This is a genomic window from Rhizobium sp. ERR 1071, assembly GCF_007828675.1.
In the GTDB taxonomy this organism is placed as follows: Bacteria; Pseudomonadota; Alphaproteobacteria; order Rhizobiales; family Rhizobiaceae; genus Rhizobium; species Rhizobium dioscoreae.
The window spans coordinates 235,653-256,957 of sequence record NZ_VITM01000003.1; the positions used below are offsets into that span (position 1 = coordinate 235,653).

Annotated in this window: 20 protein-coding genes; 8 read left to right on the forward strand and 12 right to left on the reverse strand. The window is 61.0% G+C overall.

Annotation, left to right across the window (positions count from 1 at the left end):
• Window positions 1-63 precede the first annotated feature (63 nt).
• The 3 genes from purD (at window position 64) to FBZ99_RS11280 (ending at window position 4,047) form a co-directional block, all read left to right on the forward strand.
• On the forward strand, window positions 64-1,332 hold the full coding sequence (gene purD / locus FBZ99_RS11270; protein WP_145633170.1) for a phosphoribosylamine--glycine ligase: 1,269 nt from the start codon (window positions 64-66) through the stop codon (window positions 1,330-1,332).
• A 112-nt stretch (window positions 1,333-1,444) separates the two neighbouring features.
• Window positions 1,445-1,873, forward strand: coding sequence for a plant virulence effector HPE1-like domain-containing protein (locus FBZ99_RS11275; RefSeq protein WP_145633173.1), 429 nt, complete (start codon window positions 1,445-1,447; stop codon window positions 1,871-1,873).
• A gap of 359 nt (window positions 1,874-2,232) precedes the next feature.
• Window positions 2,233-4,047 (forward strand): methyl-accepting chemotaxis protein, encoded by a 1,815-nt coding sequence (locus tag FBZ99_RS11280; protein WP_145633176.1) that lies wholly within the window; start codon window positions 2,233-2,235, stop codon window positions 4,045-4,047.
• Between the two features lie 75 nt (window positions 4,048-4,122).
• On the opposite strand, the gene FBZ99_RS11285 is transcribed toward FBZ99_RS11280, so the two are convergent.
• From FBZ99_RS11285 to FBZ99_RS11330, 10 genes are all read right to left on the reverse strand, one after another.
• Window positions 4,123-4,617 (reverse strand): DUF523 domain-containing protein, encoded by a 495-nt coding sequence (locus tag FBZ99_RS11285; RefSeq protein WP_145633179.1) that lies wholly within the window; start codon window positions 4,615-4,617, stop codon window positions 4,123-4,125.
• A 14-nt stretch (window positions 4,618-4,631) separates the two neighbouring features.
• A complete protein-coding gene (gene glyS, locus FBZ99_RS11290) occupies window positions 4,632-6,746 on the reverse strand; it encodes a glycine--tRNA ligase subunit beta (protein WP_145633182.1) in 2,115 nt (704 codons plus the stop codon).
• 85 nt (window positions 6,747-6,831) lie between these two features.
• Window positions 6,832-8,766 (reverse strand): DUF2207 domain-containing protein, encoded by a 1,935-nt coding sequence (locus tag FBZ99_RS11295; RefSeq protein ID WP_145633187.1) that lies wholly within the window; start codon window positions 8,764-8,766, stop codon window positions 6,832-6,834.
• 94 nt (window positions 8,767-8,860) lie between these two features.
• Complete coding sequence (locus FBZ99_RS11300) at window positions 8,861-10,117, reverse strand: 3-phosphoshikimate 1-carboxyvinyltransferase (RefSeq protein WP_173004581.1); 1,257 nt, start codon at window positions 10,115-10,117, stop codon at window positions 8,861-8,863.
• An 87-nt stretch (window positions 10,118-10,204) separates the two neighbouring features.
• The gene (locus FBZ99_RS11305; protein WP_113353865.1) at window positions 10,205-10,756 is read right to left on the reverse strand and encodes a LemA family protein; all 552 of its coding nucleotides are present in this window, start codon (window positions 10,754-10,756) and stop codon (window positions 10,205-10,207) included.
• A gap of 125 nt (window positions 10,757-10,881) precedes the next feature.
• Window positions 10,882-11,841 (reverse strand): glycine--tRNA ligase subunit alpha, encoded by a 960-nt coding sequence (locus FBZ99_RS11310; RefSeq protein WP_113353864.1) that lies wholly within the window; start codon window positions 11,839-11,841, stop codon window positions 10,882-10,884.
• 119 nt (window positions 11,842-11,960) lie between these two features.
• Window positions 11,961-12,152 (reverse strand): NfeD family protein, encoded by a 192-nt coding sequence (locus FBZ99_RS11315; RefSeq protein ID WP_113353863.1) that lies wholly within the window; start codon window positions 12,150-12,152, stop codon window positions 11,961-11,963.
• Window positions 12,153-12,168: 16 nt separating this feature from the next.
• The gene (locus tag FBZ99_RS11320) at window positions 12,169-13,029 is read right to left on the reverse strand and encodes a S49 family peptidase (RefSeq protein WP_145633189.1); all 861 of its coding nucleotides are present in this window, start codon (window positions 13,027-13,029) and stop codon (window positions 12,169-12,171) included.
• 109 nt (window positions 13,030-13,138) lie between these two features.
• On the reverse strand, window positions 13,139-13,915 hold the full coding sequence (locus FBZ99_RS11325) for a tRNA1(Val) (adenine(37)-N6)-methyltransferase (RefSeq protein ID WP_113353861.1): 777 nt from the start codon (window positions 13,913-13,915) through the stop codon (window positions 13,139-13,141).
• Window positions 13,916-13,923: 8 nt separating this feature from the next.
• A complete protein-coding gene (locus tag FBZ99_RS11330) occupies window positions 13,924-14,154 on the reverse strand; it encodes a putative signal transducing protein (RefSeq protein ID WP_069612438.1) in 231 nt (76 codons plus the stop codon).
• A gap of 108 nt (window positions 14,155-14,262) precedes the next feature.
• Between FBZ99_RS11330 and FBZ99_RS11335 the strand changes: the two genes are divergently transcribed.
• From FBZ99_RS11335 to moaB, 4 genes are all read left to right on the forward strand, one after another.
• Window positions 14,263-15,279 carry a polyprenyl synthetase family protein gene (locus FBZ99_RS11335; protein WP_069612437.1) on the forward strand — a complete coding sequence of 339 codons (1,017 nt, stop codon included), beginning with the start codon at window positions 14,263-14,265 and terminating at the stop codon, window positions 15,277-15,279.
• 124 nt (window positions 15,280-15,403) lie between these two features.
• Window positions 15,404-17,260: a tetratricopeptide repeat protein gene (locus FBZ99_RS11340; protein ID WP_113353860.1), complete on the forward strand. Its 1,857-nt coding sequence runs from the start codon at window positions 15,404-15,406 to the stop codon at window positions 17,258-17,260.
• Between the two features lie 7 nt (window positions 17,261-17,267).
• Window positions 17,268-18,182 (forward strand): 4-(cytidine 5'-diphospho)-2-C-methyl-D-erythritol kinase, encoded by a 915-nt coding sequence (locus FBZ99_RS11345; protein ID WP_113330984.1) that lies wholly within the window; start codon window positions 17,268-17,270, stop codon window positions 18,180-18,182.
• Window positions 18,182-18,736, forward strand: a complete 555-nt coding sequence (gene moaB, locus FBZ99_RS11350) for a molybdenum cofactor biosynthesis protein B (protein WP_113353859.1) — start codon at window positions 18,182-18,184, stop codon at window positions 18,734-18,736. The genes FBZ99_RS11345 and moaB overlap by 1 nt, the downstream gene beginning before the upstream one ends.
• Before the next feature lie 31 nt (window positions 18,737-18,767).
• On the opposite strand, the gene FBZ99_RS11355 is transcribed toward moaB, so the two are convergent.
• Both FBZ99_RS11355 and FBZ99_RS11360 read right to left on the reverse strand, forming a co-directional pair.
• Window positions 18,768-19,076: a hypothetical protein gene (locus FBZ99_RS11355; protein ID WP_145633192.1), complete on the reverse strand. Its 309-nt coding sequence runs from the start codon at window positions 19,074-19,076 to the stop codon at window positions 18,768-18,770.
• Between the two features lie 278 nt (window positions 19,077-19,354).
• Window positions 19,355-19,873, reverse strand: a complete 519-nt coding sequence (locus tag FBZ99_RS11360) for a glycosyl transferase (protein WP_113354075.1) — start codon at window positions 19,871-19,873, stop codon at window positions 19,355-19,357.
• Between the two features lie 240 nt (window positions 19,874-20,113).
• Between FBZ99_RS11360 and FBZ99_RS11365 the strand changes: the two genes are divergently transcribed.
• Window positions 20,114-21,271 carry a PA0069 family radical SAM protein gene (locus FBZ99_RS11365; protein ID WP_113330981.1) on the forward strand — a complete coding sequence of 386 codons (1,158 nt, stop codon included), beginning with the start codon at window positions 20,114-20,116 and terminating at the stop codon, window positions 21,269-21,271.
• Window positions 21,272-21,305 lie beyond the last annotated feature (34 nt).

Here is a 21,305-nt window from a genome sequence, read left to right on the forward strand (position 1 = left end):
GCCGCTTGACCTTTGGCTCAACCCCCCTTAACCGCGCAAAAGGACGCAACGAAAGGGCAAGCCATGAGAGTTCTGTTGATCGGATCGGGCGGACGCGAACACGCACTGGCCTGGAAACTGGCGCAATCGCCCCTGATGACGGAATTCTACGCCGCACCCGGCAATCCCGGCATTGCCGAGCACGCGACGCTTGCGGCGCTCGACATCGACAATCATGACGCCGTTGTCGCCTTCTGCAAGGACAAGGCCATCGACTTCGTCGTGGTCGGCCCGGAAGCGCCTCTGGTCGCCGGCATTGCCGATGCGCTGCGCGCCGCCGGCATAGCCGTCTTCGGCCCTTCCGCGGCGGCAGCCCAGCTCGAAGGGTCCAAGGGTTTCACCAAAGATATCTGCGCCCGCTACAATATTCCGACAGGTGCCTACCAGCGCTTCAACAATGCGCCGAAGGCAAAAGCCTATGTCCGCGCTCAGGGCGCGCCGATCGTCGTGAAGGCAGACGGCCTTGCGGCAGGCAAGGGCGTCACCGTCGCCATGACCATCGACGAAGCACTTGCCGCGATCGACGATTGCTTCGAGGGCGCTTTCGGCGAGGCCGGGGCGGAAGTGGTGATCGAGGCCTATCTCGACGGCGAGGAGGCAAGCTTCTTCTGCCTTTGCGATGGCAAGCACGCGCTGGCGCTGGCGACCGCCCAGGACCATAAGCGCGTCGGCGATGGCGATACCGGCCCGAACACTGGCGGCATGGGCGCGTACTCCCCTGCTCCCGTGATGACGCCAGACATGGTCGAGCGCACCATGAAGGAAATCATCGAGCCGACGATGCGCGGCATGGCGGAAAGCGGCCATCCCTTCAGCGGCGTCTTCTTCGCCGGGCTGATGATCACCGCCAAGGGGCCAGAACTGATCGAATACAATGTCCGCTTCGGCGATCCCGAATGCCAGGTGCTGATGATGCGGCTGAAGAGCGATCTGCTGCCGCTGCTTTATGCCTGCGCCAACGGCACCCTGGATCAGATGACGGCCGAATGGAGCGACGACCCGGCGCTGACCGTCGTCATGGCCTCGAAGGGCTATCCCGGTTCCTATGCCAAGAACACGCCGATCACAGCGCTGCCCGCGGATGGTGAAAACGAGAAGGTGTTCCATGCCGGCACAGCCCTGAAGGACGGGGCGCTGGTTGCAACCGGTGGTCGGGTGCTGAATATTACCGCAACGGGCAACACAGTGGGCGAAGCAAAGGAACGCGCCTATGCCCTGGCCAGCAAGGTGAAATGGGATAACGGCTTCTATCGCAATGATATCGGCTGGCGTGCAGTGGAGCGCGAAAAGTAAACATCCCTGCGGCTCTGCAATTGCAAGTCCATTAAATTTTTACCTAATCTCCTGACGGGATGGAAATAAAGCGACACTAATGTCTTCGTCACTATAGGCGGAGTTCTTGGTTATGCGTTCCTTTTTTCTGACCTTGGCGTGCGTACTGGCCGGCGGCTCCGCCATGGCGTCGTCGATTCAGCCGATCAACGGCACGATGATCGGCGGCAGAGGCAGCATTATCGACAAGAGCTGTGCCGAATGCCCTCCGCTGAAGCCGCCGGTCACGGAAAAGGAATATACCGTGCCGGCGCTGGAGCCTGGCACCCAATCCGTGGTCGTGCGCAATATCGATGGTCAGAAAAGGGTCGTCCGCACCGAAGCGTGGATGGGCGGCTCGCCTGTTAACTTCGTCAGCAAACCGACGCCAGAAGCGCTTGCTGCGGCCGGTGAACCTGCCGATGGGATCGACATGACCGCTCAGACGGCGGCTTTGCCCAACTCCTCCGTAGCTCGCGAACCTGCGCCGCTCGATATTTCAGGCTTCCAGCTTCGCCAGTAATCTTCACAAGGCGTTCCCGCGTTTGGGCGTGTGCGAAATGCCGACTATATTCATACTTCGAAATATATCATTTTCATATTCGGCAGAATTAAATAATCCTTCACAAAACCTAAGTTTCACTTGTGTGATCTTCAAATATAATTACGTATTACTTACAATGATTGCGCATATCTGCGGTTTAATTCGAAATTAAATACAACCAAACCCAGCGATTAAAGCTTTTTTAGACATAAACAGCGATTTTACTGTCACCGGACAGCAGCATGTCATTTAAGCGGCGGCAAGCGTATTGGGATTCTCTCAGGCGATCGCACAGGCGGTAGGAAACCGCACCGGTATTCACCCCTGTGGGAGGCACCATGAAGAATCTCAAGATATCGCATCAATTGTTTGCCCTGCTTGGCGTCCTGATGGCCGCCTTCGCGGTGGCCACTTATTTCCAGATCCGGTCCCAGGCCGATTCCATTTACGATGATCGCTTCGACATGCTGCGCACGCAGGTCGAATCCGGCATCTCGGTTTTGAATCAGTATTATCAGCGCGAAAAATCCGGCGAGATGAGCCATGAGGCGGCCCAGGCCGAAGCCTTCAAGGTCCTGTCGCACGTCAGCTTTGCGCCGGCAGGCTATCTCTTCGGTTTCGATTACAATGTGATCCAGCGCATTCATCCGAGCCCCGTCAATATCGGCAAGGATATGTCCGGCCAAGTCGACAAGAATGGCACCCATTTCAGCAAGGAAATGGTCGAGAAGGGCATCAAGGGCGGCGGCCGCACCATCTATTACTGGAACAAGCCGGGTCACTCCGACAGCGAGTTCTTCCTGAAGGGCAGCTATTCGGCAGCTTTCGCTCCCTGGCAGATCGTGCTCGGCTGCGGTGTCTACATGGATGACCTCGAGGCACAGATCAATGCCACGATGTGGCGTGCTCTCATGATCTGCGGCATCGTCTTCCTGATCGGTATCGGCGCCGCCTTCTACTTCATCCGCGGCATCACGAAGCCGCTGACCGACGTCCACGCAGCCCTGAAGGCCGTCGCGGACGAAGACGTGAAGACCGCCATCCCGCATACCGAGATGCGCAATGAAATCGGCCTGATGGCGAAGGCGACCCAGGCGCTGCAGGAAAAGGTTCGCGAACGTCATGCGCTTGCCGACCGTCAGGCGGCACAGGAGCTGGAAATCAGCAACGAACGCGAACAGAACCTGCGCCAGCAGCAGGACGAGGCCCGCGAACAGGCCCGCGTCGTTGCGGTCATCGGCAAGTCGCTCGAAGAGCTTGCTCGCGGCGATCTGACGGTGCGCTGCGGCGATCTCGGCGCCAGCTATGCCGGCCTTCGCAACAACTTCAATGAGGCACTGTCGCACCTCGAAGCCGCCATGGGTCGCGTCAACGCCAAGGGCAACGACATCGGCCTCAGCAAGGAAGAAATCCGTCGCGCCTCCAACGAGCTGTCGCAGCGCACCGAGCGACAGGCCGCAAGCCTGGAAGAAACCTCGGCAGCGCTCGACGAACTCACTGTCGCCGTCCGTCAGACCGCGGAAGGCGCCGATGAGGCCAGCAAGCGCGTCCATGCCGTCAGCGCCGAAGCATCGCGCAGCGATGCTGTGGTTGCTCAGGCGATCGAAGCGATGAGCGGCATCGAGAAATCTTCGGCCGAAATCGGCAAGATCATCGGCGTCATCGACGAGATCGCCTTCCAGACCAACCTGTTGGCGCTCAACGCCGGTGTGGAAGCGGCTCGTGCCGGCGAATCCGGCAAGGGCTTTGCGGTCGTCGCCCAGGAAGTGCGTGAACTCGCCCAGCGCTCCGCCGCAGCCGCGAAGGAGATCAAGGACCAGATCGCCCGCTCTTCCGGTCAGGTCGATCAGGGCGTTCGCCTTGTCGGTGAGGCAGGCGAAGCGCTGAAACGCATCTCCGGTCAGATCAAGGCAGCCAATGAGATCGTCTCGAAGATCGCCCACAGCGCCTCCGAGCAGGATACGACGCTGCGCTCGATCTCGTCCTCGATGAACCAGCTCGATGCCGCCACGCAGCAGAACGCCGCCATGGCTGAGGAAACCACCGCATCGGCCGAGACGCTCGCCGCCGACACGGAAGATCTTCTTGCCCTCATCCGCGGCTTCCGTGTCAACGAAGGCCGCGCAACCATGGATCATCGCCGCGCCGCCTGATCAGTACAGCTGCAAAAATGGGAAACCGCCGGCCTCGCATCCGGCGGTTTTCTTTTGAGCAAAGCTTTTGCTGCGTCAGTCTGCGACCTTCAACCGCTCGACCAACCTGTCGATCTCGCGATCGGAATAGACCTCGATACCGGCCTGCTGGAGCAGCGCCGCCGTGACGCCGCGGCCGTTCTGCTTGCCGCCGGAAAATGTGCCGTCATAGATGAAGCCGGAGCCGCAGGATGGGCTGCCGTCGATCAGGAGAGCGTAACGACAGCCGGTTTCCGTTGCGAGCGCCAGCGCATTTTCCGCCGCCTGGCGAAATTCCGCCGTGACATCGCCGCCGGTGATTTCCATTACCCGTGCGGTGCCGGCAAGCACATCCTCGCCCGTGGCACCGCCTGCAATTTCGGCAGGCGGTCTTGGAACCGCCATGCCGGCGGACATTTCCGGGCAGATCGTCACCAACCGCCCCTCCTCCCGCCAGCGATCGATCGCCGGATGGACAAGAGCCTTGGAGCGGCCGTCATAGCGGACGGCATGGCCCATGAGGCAGGCGCTGACGAGGATCTTTCCGGTCATCGCGCCCCCATGTCTTATCCCGCGATCTTCGAGAAGTCAGCGACCGTGCCGGTTGCCTCACGGATCAGGCGCAGCAGCGCCAGGCGATTGGCGCGGATAGCGGCGTCTTCGTCATTGACGAGTACATCCTCGAAGAAGCGGTCGACGGACGCGCGCAGCTTGGAAAGGGCGGCCATGGCCGAGCGGAAGTCTTCCTTGGCGATCGCGGCGGAAGCCTCGGCGGAAGCAGCCTTGACGGCGGCGAAGAGATCCTTTTCCGCATCGAGCTTCAGCAGCGCTTCCGAAACGCCGTCAGCGACGACCGTGCCCTTCTTTTCCTCGGCGGCGAGCAGCTGCGTGGCACGCTTGGTGCCGGCGAGCAGGTTCTTGCCATCCTCGGAGGTGATGAAGGCGGTCAGCGCCTCGACGCGGCGGGCGACCATCAGCAGATCATCGGCCTCCGGGGTCAGCACGGCATCGATGAGGTCATGACGGGCGCCGAGATCGCGCAGATAGACCTTCAGGCGATCGTGGAAGAAGGCAAGCAGATCGGCATCCCTGGTGGTCGCCAGCAGCGGCAGGCGCACGCCGCGCTCCAATAGGATACGGACGACACCGAGGGCTGCGCGGCGCAGTGCATAAGGGTCCTTCGAGCCCGTGGGCTTTTCATCGATCGCCCAGAAGCCGACGAGCGTATCCAGCTTGTCGGCAAGCGCAACCGTGATCGCAACCTTGTCCTCGGGGACACGGTCGGACGGACCTTGCGGCTTGTAGTGGTCTTCGATAGCCGTTGCCACAGAAGCGTTCTCGCCCTGTAGCGATGCGTATTTGCGGCCCATGACGCCTTGCAGCTCGGGGAATTCGCCGACGGCTTCGGTGCGCAGATCGGCCTTGGCGAGCACGACGGCGCGGTCGACCAGAGCGGCATCGGCGCCGGTGATCTTGGCGAGGTCAGCGGCCAGCGCGCGGATGCGGGCGACGCGCTCGCCCTGGCTGCCAAGCTTGGCATGGAAGGTGACGTTCAGGGCATCGAGCTTGGCCATGCGCTGATCGAGCGGCTTCTTTAGATCGAGGCCGAACTTTTTGGCGGAGGCTTCCAGCATCTCGAGATCGGGCAGATCGCCCTGGTCGCGCTTCCAAAAGTGCAGCGCGTCGGACAGACGAGCGCGCACGACCTTGCCGTTGCCGTGGATGATTTCCTTGCCGCCATCCGTCGCCTGGATATTGGCGACGAGAATGAAGCGGTTGGACAGCGTCTCGCCGGCCGGTGGCCGCGTGACGAAACACTTCTGATTGGTCTTGATGGTCAGGCGGATGATTTCCGACGGGATCGAGAGATAATCCTCCTCGAAGGAGCCCATCAGCACCTGCGGCCATTCGACGAGGCCGGAAACTTCCTCCAGCAGGCCTTCATCCTCGACCAGTTCCAGGCCGTTGGCAAAGGCGATGTCGCGGGCATCGTGCAGGATAATGTCCTTGCGGCGCTCGGCATCGAGAACGACATAAGCCTTTTCCAGGCTCGCGACATAATCATCGAAGCGCTTGACCGTGATCGGGCCTGGCGCATGGAAGCGATGGCCATAGGTCACATTCGAGGCGACGATGCCGTCGATCTCGAAGGGGATGACGACGGTTTCCTCATGCTCGGTGCCGTAGACGCAGACGATCGATTGCAGCGGGCGCACCCAGCGCAGCGAGCCGGGCTTTACTGATGCCTTACCCCAGCGCATCGATTTCGGCCAAGGGAAGTTGCGGATGATATCGGGCATCACGGAAGCGACAATCTCTTCCGCGGCGCGGCCGGGCTTGGAAATCACCGCAACGTAGAAATCGCCCTTCTTCGGGTCGCTTTGCACCTGTGCCTCGGCAATGGAGGACAGGCCGGCGCCGCGCAGGAAGCCTTCGATCGCCTTTTCATTGGCATCGGTGCGCGGACCCTTGCGCTCCTCGCGCACGTCGGCGGAGCGCGCCGTCAGCCCGCGAATGTCGAGCGTGAGGCGCCGCGGCGTCCAATATTCCCTGGCGCCCTCATAGGACAGACCAGCCTCGACCAGCGCATCGGTCACCAGCTTCTTCAGGTCGCCGGCAGCCTTGCGCTGCATACGGGCGGGAATTTCCTCGGAGCGGAGTTCGAGAAGGAGATCGGGCATGGGAGCTGTCTTTACGTTGAGGCAGAAATGATCCGGGCGGACTTAGCAAGCCCGGCGGCAAAAGTCACCAAGGCAAACGGCGAATTTACCACCCTCCTCCGCCTCCACCGCCTCCTCCACCACCGGAAGATCCACCATCGCCGCCTCCACCGCCGAAAGCGGAGGATGAATTCGATGCCGGTGCAGGAATCGTCGAGGCTATGGCCGACGCCATGGAAGAGGAAAAGTCGCCGATCCTGCCGCCGATATTACCAGGGCGGAAATCGCCGGAATACCAGACCGGTGCGTAGGCTGCCGCGGCTGCACCTGCGGCGGTCGCAAGCCAGGTCTCGAAAGCGCTCGACCAGGGCTTTTCGACACCGAGCGCGACCGCATAGGGCAGCAGTTTTTCGAAATGCTGCGGCGACATCTGCGGCGCGCCCTGCATGTTCATCCGGTCTCGTTCGGCGAGCGTCAGATATTGCCGGAGGCCGGCGATGCCATCCATCATCTTGCGTCCAAGCGGTGTCGGCGCGCCCATCAGGAAATAGAAGACGACGTTGAGCGCAAAAATGCCGACGATGCCCGCCACTAGCGGCAGCAGGCCCGCTTCCCACAGTGGCACGACCGCGGCGGCAAAGCCGTTGACCGCGACGGATACCAATACGAAGCCGAAGAAGGCGCAGATCAGAACGGAAAGAATTCGCTGGCCGAGACTGGCGTTGGGACGCCGGAATCTTCGACCGATGATATTGGTAAAGATGGTCACGAAAATCGACAGGACACCGGGCATGACGATCAGCGGCACCGCATTTTCATGCAACCGCCCGAAGATGATGATGGATGCCAGGATCAAAACCGAGAGAGCAACACCGACCACGACATAGAGCGAGTTGGCCTTGTAATACTCGCCGCGATGATCGCGCTCGATCGCGCTGCGAAACTTCGCACCCAAACCCTGCACCGCCTCGCCGTTTTCCTTGTCTATGACGAGCGGAGAAAATGGTCCGACGGCCTGCATCAGCACCTTGTCGCCGCCGCTGAGATCGCCGCCGGCCTTGCCGGTCGGGCGGACAACGACCTTTTCCTTCAGATCATCGAGAATGACATAGCCGCGCACGGCAAGGTCGATTGCCGTCGCAGAGAATGCCGTCCAGCCGGAACTGGCGAAGCCCCTGTTATCGATATAGTTCACGAGCGCCGGCGAAATACCGTCAGGCGGGTCCCAGCGTGGGACCATAACACCTGCAGGCGGATCTCGCCCGACTGCGATCCAGCTTCGCATGTAATAGGCAAACAGCAGGATCAACCCGCCGATGGCTATGATCGTATCGAGATGATCCCGAAGGAACCAGCCCCATTGCTGGCTGTCGCTCGGCGGCGCGATCGCTCCTTTGGCCAGCTTGATGGCGATCGTCAGGCCCTCGGCGGTGGCGAGCGGCCTGGTTGTCGCGAAGGTAACAATATTGCCCTGTTGGCTCGCACTTGCGTTCTTGCCCGTAGCGCCGAGCGGCCCCGTAAAGAAGGCAAGCTGCTGCGGCTGCACGCCGTCGGGCAAGGTGACGATTGCCTTCGCGTTGATGATCGGGAACAGCCAGCCGTTGCCCGTCACGTTCCAGTAAAGCTCGTCGTGATCACCGAAATAGCGCATCTGCCTGTTGGTGTCATACGTCAGGCGAAATGTATGCGGGCCTGGGTTTAGAATACGATCGGCCTTGCCGATATAGATGCGTTCGCCGCCGCTGATACGCTCGCTGCGCCAATCCTCCGGCTGGCCGTCACGCTCGACGGAGACCACCTTGAAATCCACCTCGATTTCGCGGCCGGCGGCATCTGTCATCGTCAGCGGGAAATCCCGGAAGATGCCGCGGCGGATATCACGCCCCTCTGCATTTACGGAGATCGTCTCGACGACCCGCATGGAGCCGTCGCGATGCAGCGCGATTGCCTGATCGAAATTGGTGATGAGCTCGGCTGCCGTCACCGCCGTTGCACAAATCAGCAGGCACAGAGCCAGAAAGAATCCGCAAAGCCGTGTCATCACTCCCCCAAAGGATGGCCGCGGCGCCGCTGCTGCCGGCGCCGCTTTGCGTCATGATTATTCCGCGCTCAGCCTCCCTTGAGATGGCGGAGCGTCAGTCTTCGTAGGTGACTCCCAGCGACGCCAGCACGTTCCAATAGGATGGGAAAGTCTTGGCGACGCAATCGGGGTCGAGAATGGTGATGCCGCCGATCTTCAGGCCGGCAAGCGCGAAGCTCATGGCAATGCGATGATCGGCGAAACTGTCGATCTCCGCCGGCAGCAGCTTGCCGGCAAGGCTCGGATCGGAGGCGACGATCAGATCATCTCCCTCTTCCGTGCCGAGGCCGGGCACGATGCGCGACAGGCCGCTCGACAGCGCCCGGACGCGGTCGCATTCCTTGACGCGGAGATTGGCGATGCCGACGAAGCGCACCGGCGTCTCGTTGAAGGCGGCGAGAACAGCAAGCGTCGGAATGGCGTCCTGCATCTGCGATCCGTCGATGACGGCGGGCAGGTGCGGGAATTGCGAAATCACCTCATAGGCGCGCGCATCCGGCTGCGAAAATTCGCTTGCCGGCGTGCCGAGATCGATCTTGCCGCCGGTCAGCACTTCCGCCGCCCAGAGATAGGTCGCGGCCGAGGCGTCCGGCTCGATGAGGAAGTCCGCCGCGTGATAACCGGTCGGCTCCACCCGCCAGGCGACCGGGCTGACGCGTTCGACCCTGGCGCCGAAGGCGCGCATGGCGGCCACAGTCAGATCGATATAGCCGAGAGCGCCGATATCCTCGCCCAGCAGCTCGACGTCGACGGGCCGGTCGCCGCCGGCGGCCATCATCAGAAGCGCAGAGACATATTGGCTGGACAGGCCGCCATCGATCTGCACGCGGCTTGCTTCGAAGCGGCCGGTGCCATTGATGGTGACAGGCGGGCAGCCAGTTTCCGTGGAGGCATCGATGCCGAGCGAGCGCAGCGCGTCGACGAGCGGGCCGATCGGCCGCTTGCGCATATGGGCGTCGCCATCGACGACGACCTTGCCCTCGACCAGCGCAGCAGCGGCCGTCAGGAAGCGCGTCGCGGTGCCGGCATTGCCGAGAAAGAGAGGGGCAGCAGGCGCCTTCAGCTTGCCGCTACCGGTCACGATGAAGGTCGTGTCGTCGGGCTCGTCGATGACAACGTCCATGGCGCGCAACGCTTCGGCCATATAGCGGGTATCGTCGCTCTTTAGCGCGCCGGTCAGCCGGCTCGTGCCCTTGGCAAGGCCAGCCAGCAGCAGTGCGCGATTGGTAATCGACTTCGATCCGGGCGGCATGGCGCGTCCGGTCAAAGGCTTGCCCGGCGGGATAATCGTGAGTTTGGCTCTACCCATCATCATTCTCTTTGGTCAGTCAGGAAGCCGGCCGATGGCCGGCGGTCGGCATCCTTTACCGCCTCGCATGAAAAACCGATAGCGGGAATCTCAGAACTTTACCGTAGGAACGGCGCGGTCGGCTTCGTTGGTGATCTCGAAATAGGCCTTCTTGGTAAATCCGAAGGGGCCGGCGATGAGATTGTTTGGGAAGGTCTCGACCTTGACGTTCAGATCGCGCGCAGCGCCATTGTAATAGCGGCGGGACATCTGGATCTCGCCTTCCACGCCCTCGAGTGAGCGCTGCAGTTCCAGGAAGTTGGTATTGGCCTTGAGGTCGGGATAGGCTTCGGCGAGCGCGATCACCCGGCCAAGCGCCTGCGACAACAAGCCCTCCACTTGACCACGTGCCGCGACATCCCCTGCTGGCACCGCCTGCGCCTTGTTCCGCAGTTCAACAACCTCTTCCAAGGTTTGGCGCTCATGCCCGGCATAGCCTTTGACCGTCTCGACCAGATTGGGAATGAGGTCGGCGCGGCGCTTCAACTGCACGTCGATGCCTGACCAGGCCTCCTCAGCCACCTGACGTGCGCGGACGAGCCCGTTATAGGCGAACACGACATAGAGCGCGGCCAGCACTATGATCGCGAGAAGAATAAGCATCTGAAATCCCCCGTGGCGACTACAACCCAAGGGACACTAGGCAGATTTCACGCCAATGTCACCCGGCTTTAACGGTAGCGCAGAGCCAAGATAGGGCCGCAATGCCCAATCCTGGGGAGCTTGCCTCAAGCGGCCTGCTGGTTCCAGTTGACGCCGCCGGCATCCGTCAGCAGGAAGGCTTCGCCGCAAGCCTTGGCGAGCGTGCGCACGCGCAGGATGTAGCTCTGGCGTTCCGTCACCGAGATGACGCCACGGGCGTCGAGCAGGTTGAAGACGTGGCTCGCCTTGATGCACTGGTCGTAAGCCGGGAAGACGCATTTGTGCAGGCGATGGTTTTCGCTGTCGCCGGGGGCGCCGGCAGCCAGCAATGCCTGGCATTCCTTTTCGGCATCGATGAAATGGCGATGCAGCGTCTCGGTATTGGCATATTCGAAATTATGCCGGGAGTATTCCTGCTCGGCCTGGAGAAAGACATCGCCGTAGGTGATCTTGTCTTCGCCTTCGAGGCCGTTGAAGTTCAGGTCATAGACGCTGTCGACGCCCTGAACATAGGTCGCAAGACGCTCTAAGCCGTAGGTCAGCTCACCGGCGACGGGAGCGCATTCGATGCCGCAGACCTGCTGGAAATAGGTGAACTGTGAGACTTCCATGCCATCGCACCAGCATTCCCAGCCGAGGCCCCATGCGCCGAGCGTCGGGCTTTCCCAATCGTCCTCGACGAAGCGGATATCGTGCAGAAGCGGATCGAGGCCGATCGCCTTCAACGAGCCGAGATAGAGCTCCTGCAGATTAGGCGGATTAGGCTTCAGGATGACCTGATACTGATAATAGTGCTGCAGGCGGTTCGGATTCTCGCCATAGCGGCCATCGGACGGGCGGCGCGACGGCTGGACATAGGCAGCGCGCCACGGCTTGGGACCGAGCGAGCGCAGCGTGGTCGCCGGATGGAACGTGCCGGCGCCGACCTCCATGTCGTACGGCTGCAGAACCGCGCAACCCTTATCGGCCCAGTAATTGTGCAGCGTCAGGATCAGCGCCTGAAAGGAGCGCTTCGGGTTCATATGGTCGGGCACGTTGGCAGTCATGGGAACTGATTTCTTCCGCTAGCGAATGGTTTGGCGGACAGGTGCCACGGCGGGACGAACGGGTCAAGGCTTTGCAGCACAAACGGCGCTGCAGCCTACCTCATCGAGGCATATGAGTTTTATTCATCCTCGCGCTTCACGTGATACTCGCCGGTCTTCGGGTCCTTGACCAAGGTTCCCATCGCGCCGGTACGGCGTTCCGTTTCGGCGCGATGGGATTTTTCGGCGAGCTTCTGTGCATCGCGCACGAAACGCCGATAGAGCAGCCAGAGGCCGCCGACGGCGACGACAAAGAAGATGATCTGGGGCATTACCCAGCGCTCCCGCTTACAATCCGTACCGGCTCCACAATGCCCTTCCCTCTGCCGCTTCCGCAAGCCCGGATGCAAGCCCGGCGCCGAGGCCATCCATGCTCCCAAGCGAGATGCCCGGAGCCTTGCGGCCGAAAAGGCTGCGCGGCGTGGTGATCAACATAGGCTTGACCTTATCGCCGAAGCGCTTCCTCAGCTCCTGGCGCATGTCGCCGAGACCATCGATCAGGCCGAGCTCCAGCCCGCGGCTGCCGGTCCAGAACAGGCCGGAGAACACCGTTTCGTCAGCCGAGAGTTTTCCTGTACGACGCTCGAGCACCATTTCGATTAAGACCTTGTGGATCTCCAGCTGCAGGCTCTTTAGATATTCAATGTCCTTTTCCTTCTCCGGCTTGAAGGGATCGAGGATCACCTTGTTCTCGCCGGCGGTATAGACGCGGCGCTCGACGCCGATCTTCTTCAGGAGCTCCGGAAATCCGAACCCGCCGGAAACGACGCCGATCGAACCTACGATCGAGGTGGCATCGGCAATGATTTCATCGCCGGCCAATGCAATCATGTAGCCACCGGAGGCCGCAACGTCCTCGACGAAGACCAGAACCTTCTTGTTTTTCTCGGCGGCCAGATCGCGGATACGATTGTAGATCATCCGCGACTGCACCGGAGAGCCGCCCGGCGAATTGACGATAATGGCGACAGCCGGCGCCGGCTTCATACCGAAGGCTTTTTCAAGAGCCTGGGATGAGCCTGCCAGATTCAGCGATTGCCGCAGCGGCCCTCCCCCGGAAGAGATGACGCCGCTCAGGCGGACGACGGGGACGATCACCTCCTCCTTGCGGAAGCGCTTCGGAAGCATGCGTCTCAAGAACCCAACCATTCGTCATCCCTGTTTCATGATGTTTGTTGCCCGTGATGTATGCATGGAAATGGCAAACGCAATATTGCGGATTGTATTTGATGCTCTGACGCTGAGGGCAGCCGAATGGCTATCGGCGCGGATACGAAGCGCGGCCGTTGTTCATATCATCGACGAAATCGGTGAATTTATGCGTCCCTTCGCCGTGCATGATCAGAGGTGCGCGCAGCGCCAGCCTCGCCCTCGAACCCTTGATCGCCGTCACCAGGATGCGCACCGCACTCTCGCCTTCGCGGGGATGGATCGGTGTGATTTCAATGCCGCCGAAGCGGCGACCGCAGGCGGCGATGATCTCGCCGATCGACTCCGGCCGGGCGATCAGCGACAGCTGCCCACCAGGGATCATGATCGCACCTGCCGTGCGAATCCATTTCTCGAACAGTCCGTCCGTCATGGCATGTGCCTCTGCCTTCAAGGCGTCGGGCGTCAACCGGTCGCTGGCATCGTTGAAAGGCGGGTTCATGATGACATGGTGGAAGCTGTCGTCGACAAGCCCCGCCTCGTTGCGATCCTTGCCGGTCAGCGTCACGTCGGCCTCGATAACGGACACGCGGCCGGCAAAACGGGCATTTTCCGGCAACGAAAGGCTCCTGCGCGCGAACTCGGCCATGTCGGACGAGCGCTCGAACAGCACGACCTCCGCCCGGTCGAGTCTCGAGGCCACGGCCATTCCGGCTGCTCCAGCACCTGCGCCGAGATCCGCCACCCGGATCGTCCGCTCATCTGCGACGAGGGCCGCCAGCAACATGGCATCCATACCGGAGCGGTGCCCCCTGCCTTTCGGCTGCACGACATGGAAAGCGCCGCGGTGGAAGGCATCGATGGTTTCGGAGGGCTTGCCGGTCATGGCCGACCTCAGGTCCGCACCGGGCGCAGTTCGTCACCGAGACCGGCATCAATGAGGATGCGGCGCGCCAGATCGGCACGCTCTTCTTCCACCAGAAAGCGGCGGGGCAGCATGCCGAGCGAACCCTCCAGAACGCTCATCGCCTGATCCGCCACCAGGCAATGGATTCCTGCATCCTTCATCAGACTCTCCGCAAATGAGAGAAGGACCGGGTCGTTGGTGCGGATCAGCTCGTGCATAAGCCTTAGAATTCCTGTCAAATTTACGCGACGAGACAATTCGCCTCTTGCCGCCTCTTTCGCCCCTTCTTATTGTGCTTTGCAGGAAATGAACAGGAGTCCGGATCGTTGGGCGTCGTGATACCGCTGGAAGAAAGCAAGAATAAACTGGCATCCATCAAGCCTTTGGTGGACCTGACCAAGGCGGACATGGAACGCGTCAATCAGCTCATCCTGTCCAAGGCCGGCTCCGATGTGCAGATGATCCCCGAGGTTGCGGAGCACCTCATCTCCTCCGGCGGCAAGCGTTTGCGGCCGATGCTGACGATCGCGTCCGCCGCACTTTACGGCTATCAGGGCGACAATCACATCAAGCTCGCGACATCGGTCGAATTCCTGCATACGGCGACGCTGCTGCACGACGACGTCGTCGATGAAAGCGATCTGCGCCGCGGCAAATCCACGGCCCGGATGATCTGGGGCAACCAGGCGAGCGTTCTGGTCGGCGATTTCCTGCTCGGCCAGGCTTTCCGCATGATGGTGGAAGTCGGCTCGCTCGAAGCGCTCGACGTACTCTCTTCGGCAGCCTGCGTTATCGCGGAAGGCGAAGTGCTGCAGCTTTCCGTTTCCAAGAACATGGAGACGACGGAAGACGATTATCTCTCGGTCATCCGCGCCAAGACCGCGGCGCTCTTTGCCGCCGCGGCCGAAGTCGGCCCGATCGTCGCCAATGCCGGCAAGGCGGAGCGCAATGCGCTGAAATCCTACGGCACCAATCTCGGCCTAGCCTTCCAGCTCGTCGACGATGCGCTCGATTACGGCGGCAAGGCTGCCGACCTCGGCAAGAATGTCGGCGACGATTTCCGCGAGGGCAAGATCACGCTTCCGGTGATCCTCGCCTATCGCCGCGGCACCGAGAAGGAACGCGCCTTCTGGCGTGAGGCCATCGAAACCGGCGATAACAGCGACGAGAATCTCGAAAAGGCCCTCGGCCTGATCACGAAATACGGCGCGTTGGCTGACACAATTGCCCGCGCCGTACACTACGGCACGATTGCCCGCGACGCCTTGGCGCCATTGCCGGAAACGCCCTGGAAATCGGCACTTCTGGAAGTGATCGATTTCTGCATCGAACGCGTTAATTGATGGCGGTGGCCTGAATTTGTTGCAGGGCCGCTTCAAAAAAGCCATCCTGTTGTGAATCAGTTGACACGAATGCGTTGTGCCGCCGGCGAAGTCGCCGGCCATTCCCTTGATGAAAGGCTTTCTAATGCGGCAGAGACTTGCCATCCGTTTCCTTTCGGGCGTAGCCTTGGCGGCAATCCTTTCGGTGTCCGCCCTGACTGGCGCGCGCGCAGAGGATAAGCCGGCAGCGCCGGAGGCCAGTGCTCCGGTCACTTCTTTCGATCCGGATAGCGTCGATACGTTCGCAGGCGCGTTCCTCGCCGCCCGTACCGCAGATGTCGATCATGACTACGATACTGCCATTGCGCTCTACAAAAAGGCACTGATGATCGATCCGAGCAATCCGGAAATTCGCCAGCGGCTGATGATCTCGCTGCTGCTGAACGGCAATCTGGAAGAAGGCGTCAAATACGCCAACGAGTTGAAGAGCGATCCTTCGGTCGAGCGTGTCACGACGATCGTGCGTGGCATGGATGCCATCCGCCGCCATGAATACCGCACCGCGCAGGAAATCCTCAAATATAACGGTCCGAACGATCTCGACCGGATGATGACCAACCTGCTCGCCGCCTGGGCGCGTGCCGGATCCGGCCGCGGCAAGGAAGCAATCTCGATGATCGACAAGATGAAGGGCCCGGATTGGTTCAACATCTTCAAGAACTATCATGCCGGCGCCATTGCGCTGACGCTGGGCGACCTGAAGTCGGCACGCTCTCACCTTAACGATGCCATCCTCGACAAGACCGGCGGCGCGACCGCACCTGACACCTTCATGCGCGCCGTCATGGCGCTCGCACGCCTCGAAGCCAAGGCCGGAGACAAGCAGAAGGCCCTGGATGCGATTTCCGTCGGCGACAATCTCGTCAGCAATTATGCGCCGCTGAATGCACTGCGCGACAGCATCAGCAAGGGCGATACGCCGGATCAGCAGGTGACGAACGCCAGCGAGGGTGCGGCCGCCGTTCTCTTCACCATCGGTGCCGCGCTGAACCGCGACGGGGCCGAAGATGTCGTCTCGCTCTATCTACAGATTGCCAATTCTCTCGACCCGAAGGCGGCCGATACGCTGGTCCTGCTCGGCGGGCTGGCCGAAAAACAGGAGCAGACCGATCGCGCGATCGCCTTCTACAAGAAGGTGCCCGATAATTCGCCGATGGCCCGCATCTCCGAGCTGCAGCTCGGCCTCGCACTCGCCCAGGCAGGTAAAATCGACGATGCACGCAAACATCTCAAGGCGCTGATCGATTCCGATCCCAACGATGTCCGCAGCTATCTCGCCTACGGCAGCGTGCTTTCCGACGCCAAGGACTTCCAGTCCATGGCCGATAATTACGACAAGGCCGTGCAGATCATCGGCCCAGTGCCGAAGCGCAGCGACTGGGCGGTTTTCTTCCAGCGCGGCATTGCCTATGAGCGGCTGAAGAAATGGGCGGATGCCGAGCCGAACTTCAAGAAGGCCCTCGAACTCAATCCGGACCAACCGCAGGTGCTGAATTATCTGGGCTATTCCTGGGTCGACATGAACATGAACCTCGACCAGGGTTTGGACATGATCAAGAAGGCCGTCGATCTGAGGCCGGATGACGGCTATATCGTCGATTCCCTTGGCTGGGCCTATTTCCGCCTCAACCGTTTCGATGATGCGGTGAGCGAATTGGAGCGGGCAGCGCAGCTCAAGGCCGGCGATCCGACGATCAACGACCATCTCGGCGACGCCTACTGGCGCGTCAATCGCAAGCTCGAAGCCGTCTATCAGTGGAACCGGGCGCTCGCCTCGAAGCCGGAAGAGGCCGATATTCCGAAGATCAAGGAGAAGGTCGAGAAGGGCTTGCCGCCGCTCGACAACGACCCGAAGACTGTTGACAAAAGCAAGCTGCCCGATCCAGCACCCGCGCCCTCGCCCGACACGAACGCTCCGGCGCCGGTCGACAAGAAGTCCTAAGATTTCCATGAGCACGATCTTGGCTGCGGGCGATTTCGACCTCACGGAAGAAGCGCCCGCAAAGATCAATCTTGCACTGCATGTCACGGGCCGCCGAGCCGATGGCTATCATTTGCTCGATATGCTCGTCAGCTTTGCCCGCCATGGCGACCGTCTTTTCTTTCGCGCAAGTGCGGATGACGATTTCAGTCTCTCTGGACGTTTTGGCCCGTTGCTTTCGGCCGATGCCGAGGCCGGCGACAATCTCGTTCTCAAGGCGCGCGATCTCTTGCGGCAGGCAGTCAACTCGGCCGGCTTCGATGCCCCCCCTGCCCATATTCATCTGGAAAAGAATCTACCGATCGCATCCGGCATCGGCGGCGGCTCGGCGGACGCGGCGGCGACCTTGCGCGGGCTGATGCGGCTATGGCGCGTTACCCTGCCGGAGGCGACGGTCAAAACCATCGCCTTGAAACTCGGCGCCGATGTGCCGATGTGCCTTGCCAGCCAACCACTGGTCGCGCGCGGGATTGGCGAGGCGATAGACCTGCTGCGGGGATTTCCCGCCTTTGCCGTGGTTCTCGGCAATCCGCTTGTCGGCGTCTCGACATCGGATGTGTTTCGGCAGCTCACCCGCAAGGACAATCCGCCGCTCTTGTTTCCATCACAGATGCCGCAGGGACACGGCGAATGGATCGACACGATCAAGACCCTGCGCAACGATCTGGAACCGCCGGCACGCTCGATCTGCGGTGAGATTTCAGCGCTCTCCGGCCTGATCGAAAGCCAGGGGCCGATCATGACGCGCATGTCCGGTTCCGGTGCGACGTGCTTCGGTATTTTCAACGATATCGAACAGGCGACGGCCGCCGCCGCTTCGCTTCACAGGCAGCGGCCGGACTGGTATTTCCAGGTAACCGAAACGATCGCGGGAGAGGCATGATGGCAGCGTTAGGCAACGAAAGATCCTTCATTCCCGTCGGCATCGCCGTGCTGACCGTTTCCGATACACGCACGCTCGCTGACGATAAATCCGGCGATACGCTGGTTGCCCGCATTGCAGAGGCGGGTCACAGGCTTGCCGCCCGCGCCATCGTGCCAGACGACAAGGAGCGCATCCGCGCGCAGGTGGAAGCCTGGACGAAGGACGATGCGATTGATGTGGTGATTACCACCGGCGGGACTGGCTTTACCGGCCGCGATGTCACGCCCGAGGCGCTGGAGCCGCTGTTCGAGAAGCGGATGGATGGGTTTTCCGAGGTCTTCCATCGCATTTCCTACGACAAGATCGGCACGGCGACGATCCAGTCACGGGCCACCGGCGGTGTGGTCAATGCCACCTTCATTTTCGTACTGCCGGGTTCGCCTGGCGCCTGCAAGGATGCATGGGACGGCATCTTGAAGGCGCAACTCGACTATCGCCACATGCCCTGCAATTTCGTGGAGATCATGCCGCGCCTCGACGAGCATCTAAAGCGCGGCGCCGGCTCGAGATAGGTCTTCTGCTCAACGCGATATTGCGCGTCGATCATGCCTTCGGCAGAACAGGAATTGATTCCCAAGAATCGCCGGTGAGAATGATGCAGCTCCGGCCGGATACGTCGCTCATCAGCAGTGTCCAGTTGCCGCTCTCGGCGGCGTAGATCTCAACAATCGTGCTCTGATCGAGCTTGCCGACGGCCGAAAGCTTTTCCGAAAGATGGTCGCCAAGAAACGCGACGATATCGACGCGTTGAGCGCAGGCCAAGGTCACCTGAGCGGCGGCAATGCCGGGGAAAAGAGTTGCACTTGCAACGAAGATCGTTGTCATGAGGCGGTAGAGCATCGTGCGTTTCATAACGCACCTCCTTTCGCCGAAATCCCGGCAGAAAAGGAGAGTTCCGCTGACCAGTTCCGCCTGATATCGGCATCTTCATGGTCGGCCGCCTGACGCGACACGCATAAGGTGCCGCCACATGCAAATTATCGCAGCTATTCGCGCGTTTACAAATGGAATCTGCGGAACGCTAGAGCAGTTCCAGCAAAAGTGCGAAGCGATTTTGCGTCCGGAGCTGCGTAAAAACAAAAAGATGGAGCGTTTTTGCAATTCGAAGAAATGCGGAAATGCTCTAGGCCCTATCGCGCCGCGCGTGCCACCCAGGACGGAATGAGCTCGCTTGAAAGCCGTCGGCCCTTCTGTCCCTTGGCGAACTCCGCCAGCCCCATGCCCGACCTGGCGACGGCGATCGCCTGGTGCTTGGAAAGCAGCAACCCCAGTTCCAGCGGCGCCGTACGACGGCCGATTCGCTTCAGAAACGGGCGACGATAGCCGCGCGATGCTGTAAAGCGCGCCGGCACCTTGTTCAGCGAGACATATTCGGCGATCTCATCGATCCAGCCGGCTTGCGGCCGTGCGCCCGGCTCGATCAGCAGCAACCATTCGCCCCTCGCAGACCGCAATATATCCTTGATATCCCACTGCGAATAAAAGCGGCAGCCGGCGGCATCGGCCACCTTCGATGTGCCGTCCCTGGAACCGTGATCAAGCACGACCACGTCGCTGACCAGCCCTTCGACCGCTCCTGCCACCAATGCCGCCAATGTCTGCGCCAGCTCGGGTTCGTGATCCTGGCATTCGATGATGACCGTCAACATTGCCCATTTATAGAGCGGCGCATAATTTATTGCCAGCACCTAACCCTCAGGCTCGAGCGTTTAAGAAAAGCATCATAAGCGGCCGAAATTCTCACGGCCGGCGCCGCCGAATACCTCCCGTGAATGAGATGGAAAATGACGGTCGCGGATTTTTGTTCTTGCAATGTTCTCATTTGTCGGATAGGAATTTAATCATCTTAGACGCGGCATGCGATGGCATGAGCCGCCCTGGAGCTACCGATGAACGAGCAGTCCCTTGCAGGGCAGGCCGCTTTCGCGCCTGCCAACACGGCAGATGTTGCCAATGCTTTGATCGCCGATGCCGGTCTCAGGGTCGACGTCGAGCGCCGGCGTGGGCGCGGCGCCGGATTGAACCCGAGCGGCCGGTTCGAGCCGCAGCAGCGCGAAGCTTTCGACGACGGCTGGCAAAGCTGGGAAGAGTTGCCGCCATTCAAAACCGAAGTGCAGGTGGAGAAGCCGCGCACGGCCATTACCCGCAACGAATCCCCCGATATTCCCTTCGACCGATCAATCAATCCTTATCGCGGCTGCGAGCACGGCTGCATCTATTGCTTCGCACGGCCGACGCATGCCTATATGGGACTGTCGGCGGGGCTGGATTTCGAATCGAAGCTCTTTGCCAAGCCGGATGCCGCCAAACTTCTGGAGCGTGAGCTGGCAAAGCCCGGCTACAAGCCGCGGGTGATTGCCATCGGCACCAATACCGACCCCTATCAGCCGATCGAGAAGGAATGGCGGATCATGCGCCAGATTCTCGAAGTGCTGAACCGGGCGAACCATCCGGTTGCCATCGTCACCAAGTCGGCGCTGATCATGCGCGATATCGACATTCTGAAAGAGATGGCCGCCAAGAACCTGGTGCGCGTAGGCCTGTCGGTGACGACACTCGACCGCAAGCTCGCGCGCACCATGGAGCCGCGAGCCGCGACGCCGCCGCGGCGGCTGGAGGCGATCCAGGCTTTGAGCGAGGCGGGGATCCGCACCTCGATCATGGTGGCACCAATCATTCCAGCGCTCAACGACCATGAGATCGAGCGTATCCTCGACGCCGGCAAGGCGGCCGGTGCGCTGGAGGCAAGCTATGTCATCCTGCGGCTGCCGCTGGAAGTAAGCCCGCTCTTCCGCGACTGGCTGCTGCAGCATTATCCGGATCGCTATCGTCACGTCATGTCGCTGATCCGCTCGATGCGCGGTGGCAAGGATTACGATGCCGAATTCGGCAAGCGCATGAAGGGTGCCGGACCCTATGCCTGGCAGATCAGCCGCCGTTTCGAGATGGCGACCCGCCGGCTCGCGCTCACACGCCGCAATATTGCGCTACGCGACGACCTGTTCGTGCCGCCGGATGGCAGCGGCGTGCAGCTGTCGCTGCTCTGACGATCCCTGCGGGTTTTCCCTGTACCCGCTGGAA

Bases quoted from the DNA above. Each gene is read 5' to 3' on its own strand.
- purD (WP_145633170.1), top strand. From the start codon at position 64: ATGAGAGTTCTGTTGATCGGATCGGGCGGACGCGAACACGCACTGGCC.
- FBZ99_RS11275 (WP_145633173.1), top strand. From the start codon at position 1,445: ATGCGTTCCTTTTTTCTGACCTTGGCGTGCGTACTGGCCGGCGGCTCC.
- FBZ99_RS11280 (WP_145633176.1), top strand. From the start codon at position 2,233: ATGAAGAATCTCAAGATATCGCATCAATTGTTTGCCCTGCTTGGCGTC.
- FBZ99_RS11285 (WP_145633179.1), bottom strand. From the start codon at position 4,617: ATGACCGGAAAGATCCTCGTCAGCGCCTGCCTCATGGGCCATGCCGTC.
- glyS (WP_145633182.1), bottom strand. From the start codon at position 6,746: ATGCCCGATCTCCTTCTCGAACTCCGCTCCGAGGAAATTCCCGCCCGT.
- FBZ99_RS11295 (WP_145633187.1), bottom strand. From the start codon at position 8,766: ATGACACGGCTTTGCGGATTCTTTCTGGCTCTGTGCCTGCTGATTTGT.
- FBZ99_RS11300 (WP_173004581.1), bottom strand. From the start codon at position 10,117: ATGATGGGTAGAGCCAAACTCACGATTATCCCGCCGGGCAAGCCTTTG.
- FBZ99_RS11305 (WP_113353865.1), bottom strand. From the start codon at position 10,756: ATGCTTATTCTTCTCGCGATCATAGTGCTGGCCGCGCTCTATGTCGTG.
- FBZ99_RS11310 (WP_113353864.1), bottom strand. From the start codon at position 11,841: ATGACTGCCAACGTGCCCGACCATATGAACCCGAAGCGCTCCTTTCAG.
- FBZ99_RS11315 (WP_113353863.1), bottom strand. From the start codon at position 12,152: ATGCCCCAGATCATCTTCTTTGTCGTCGCCGTCGGCGGCCTCTGGCTG.
- FBZ99_RS11320 (WP_145633189.1), bottom strand. From the start codon at position 13,029: ATGGTTGGGTTCTTGAGACGCATGCTTCCGAAGCGCTTCCGCAAGGAG.
- FBZ99_RS11325 (WP_113353861.1), bottom strand. From the start codon at position 13,915: ATGACCGGCAAGCCCTCCGAAACCATCGATGCCTTCCACCGCGGCGCT.
- FBZ99_RS11330 (WP_069612438.1), bottom strand. From the start codon at position 14,154: ATGCACGAGCTGATCCGCACCAACGACCCGGTCCTTCTCTCATTTGCG.
- FBZ99_RS11340 (WP_113353860.1), top strand. From the start codon at position 15,404: ATGCGGCAGAGACTTGCCATCCGTTTCCTTTCGGGCGTAGCCTTGGCG.
- FBZ99_RS11345 (WP_113330984.1), top strand. From the start codon at position 17,268: ATGAGCACGATCTTGGCTGCGGGCGATTTCGACCTCACGGAAGAAGCG.
- moaB (WP_113353859.1), top strand. From the start codon at position 18,182: ATGGCAGCGTTAGGCAACGAAAGATCCTTCATTCCCGTCGGCATCGCC.
- FBZ99_RS11355 (WP_145633192.1), bottom strand. From the start codon at position 19,076: ATGAAACGCACGATGCTCTACCGCCTCATGACAACGATCTTCGTTGCA.
- FBZ99_RS11360 (WP_113354075.1), bottom strand. From the start codon at position 19,873: ATGTTGACGGTCATCATCGAATGCCAGGATCACGAACCCGAGCTGGCG.
- FBZ99_RS11365 (WP_113330981.1), top strand. From the start codon at position 20,114: ATGAACGAGCAGTCCCTTGCAGGGCAGGCCGCTTTCGCGCCTGCCAAC.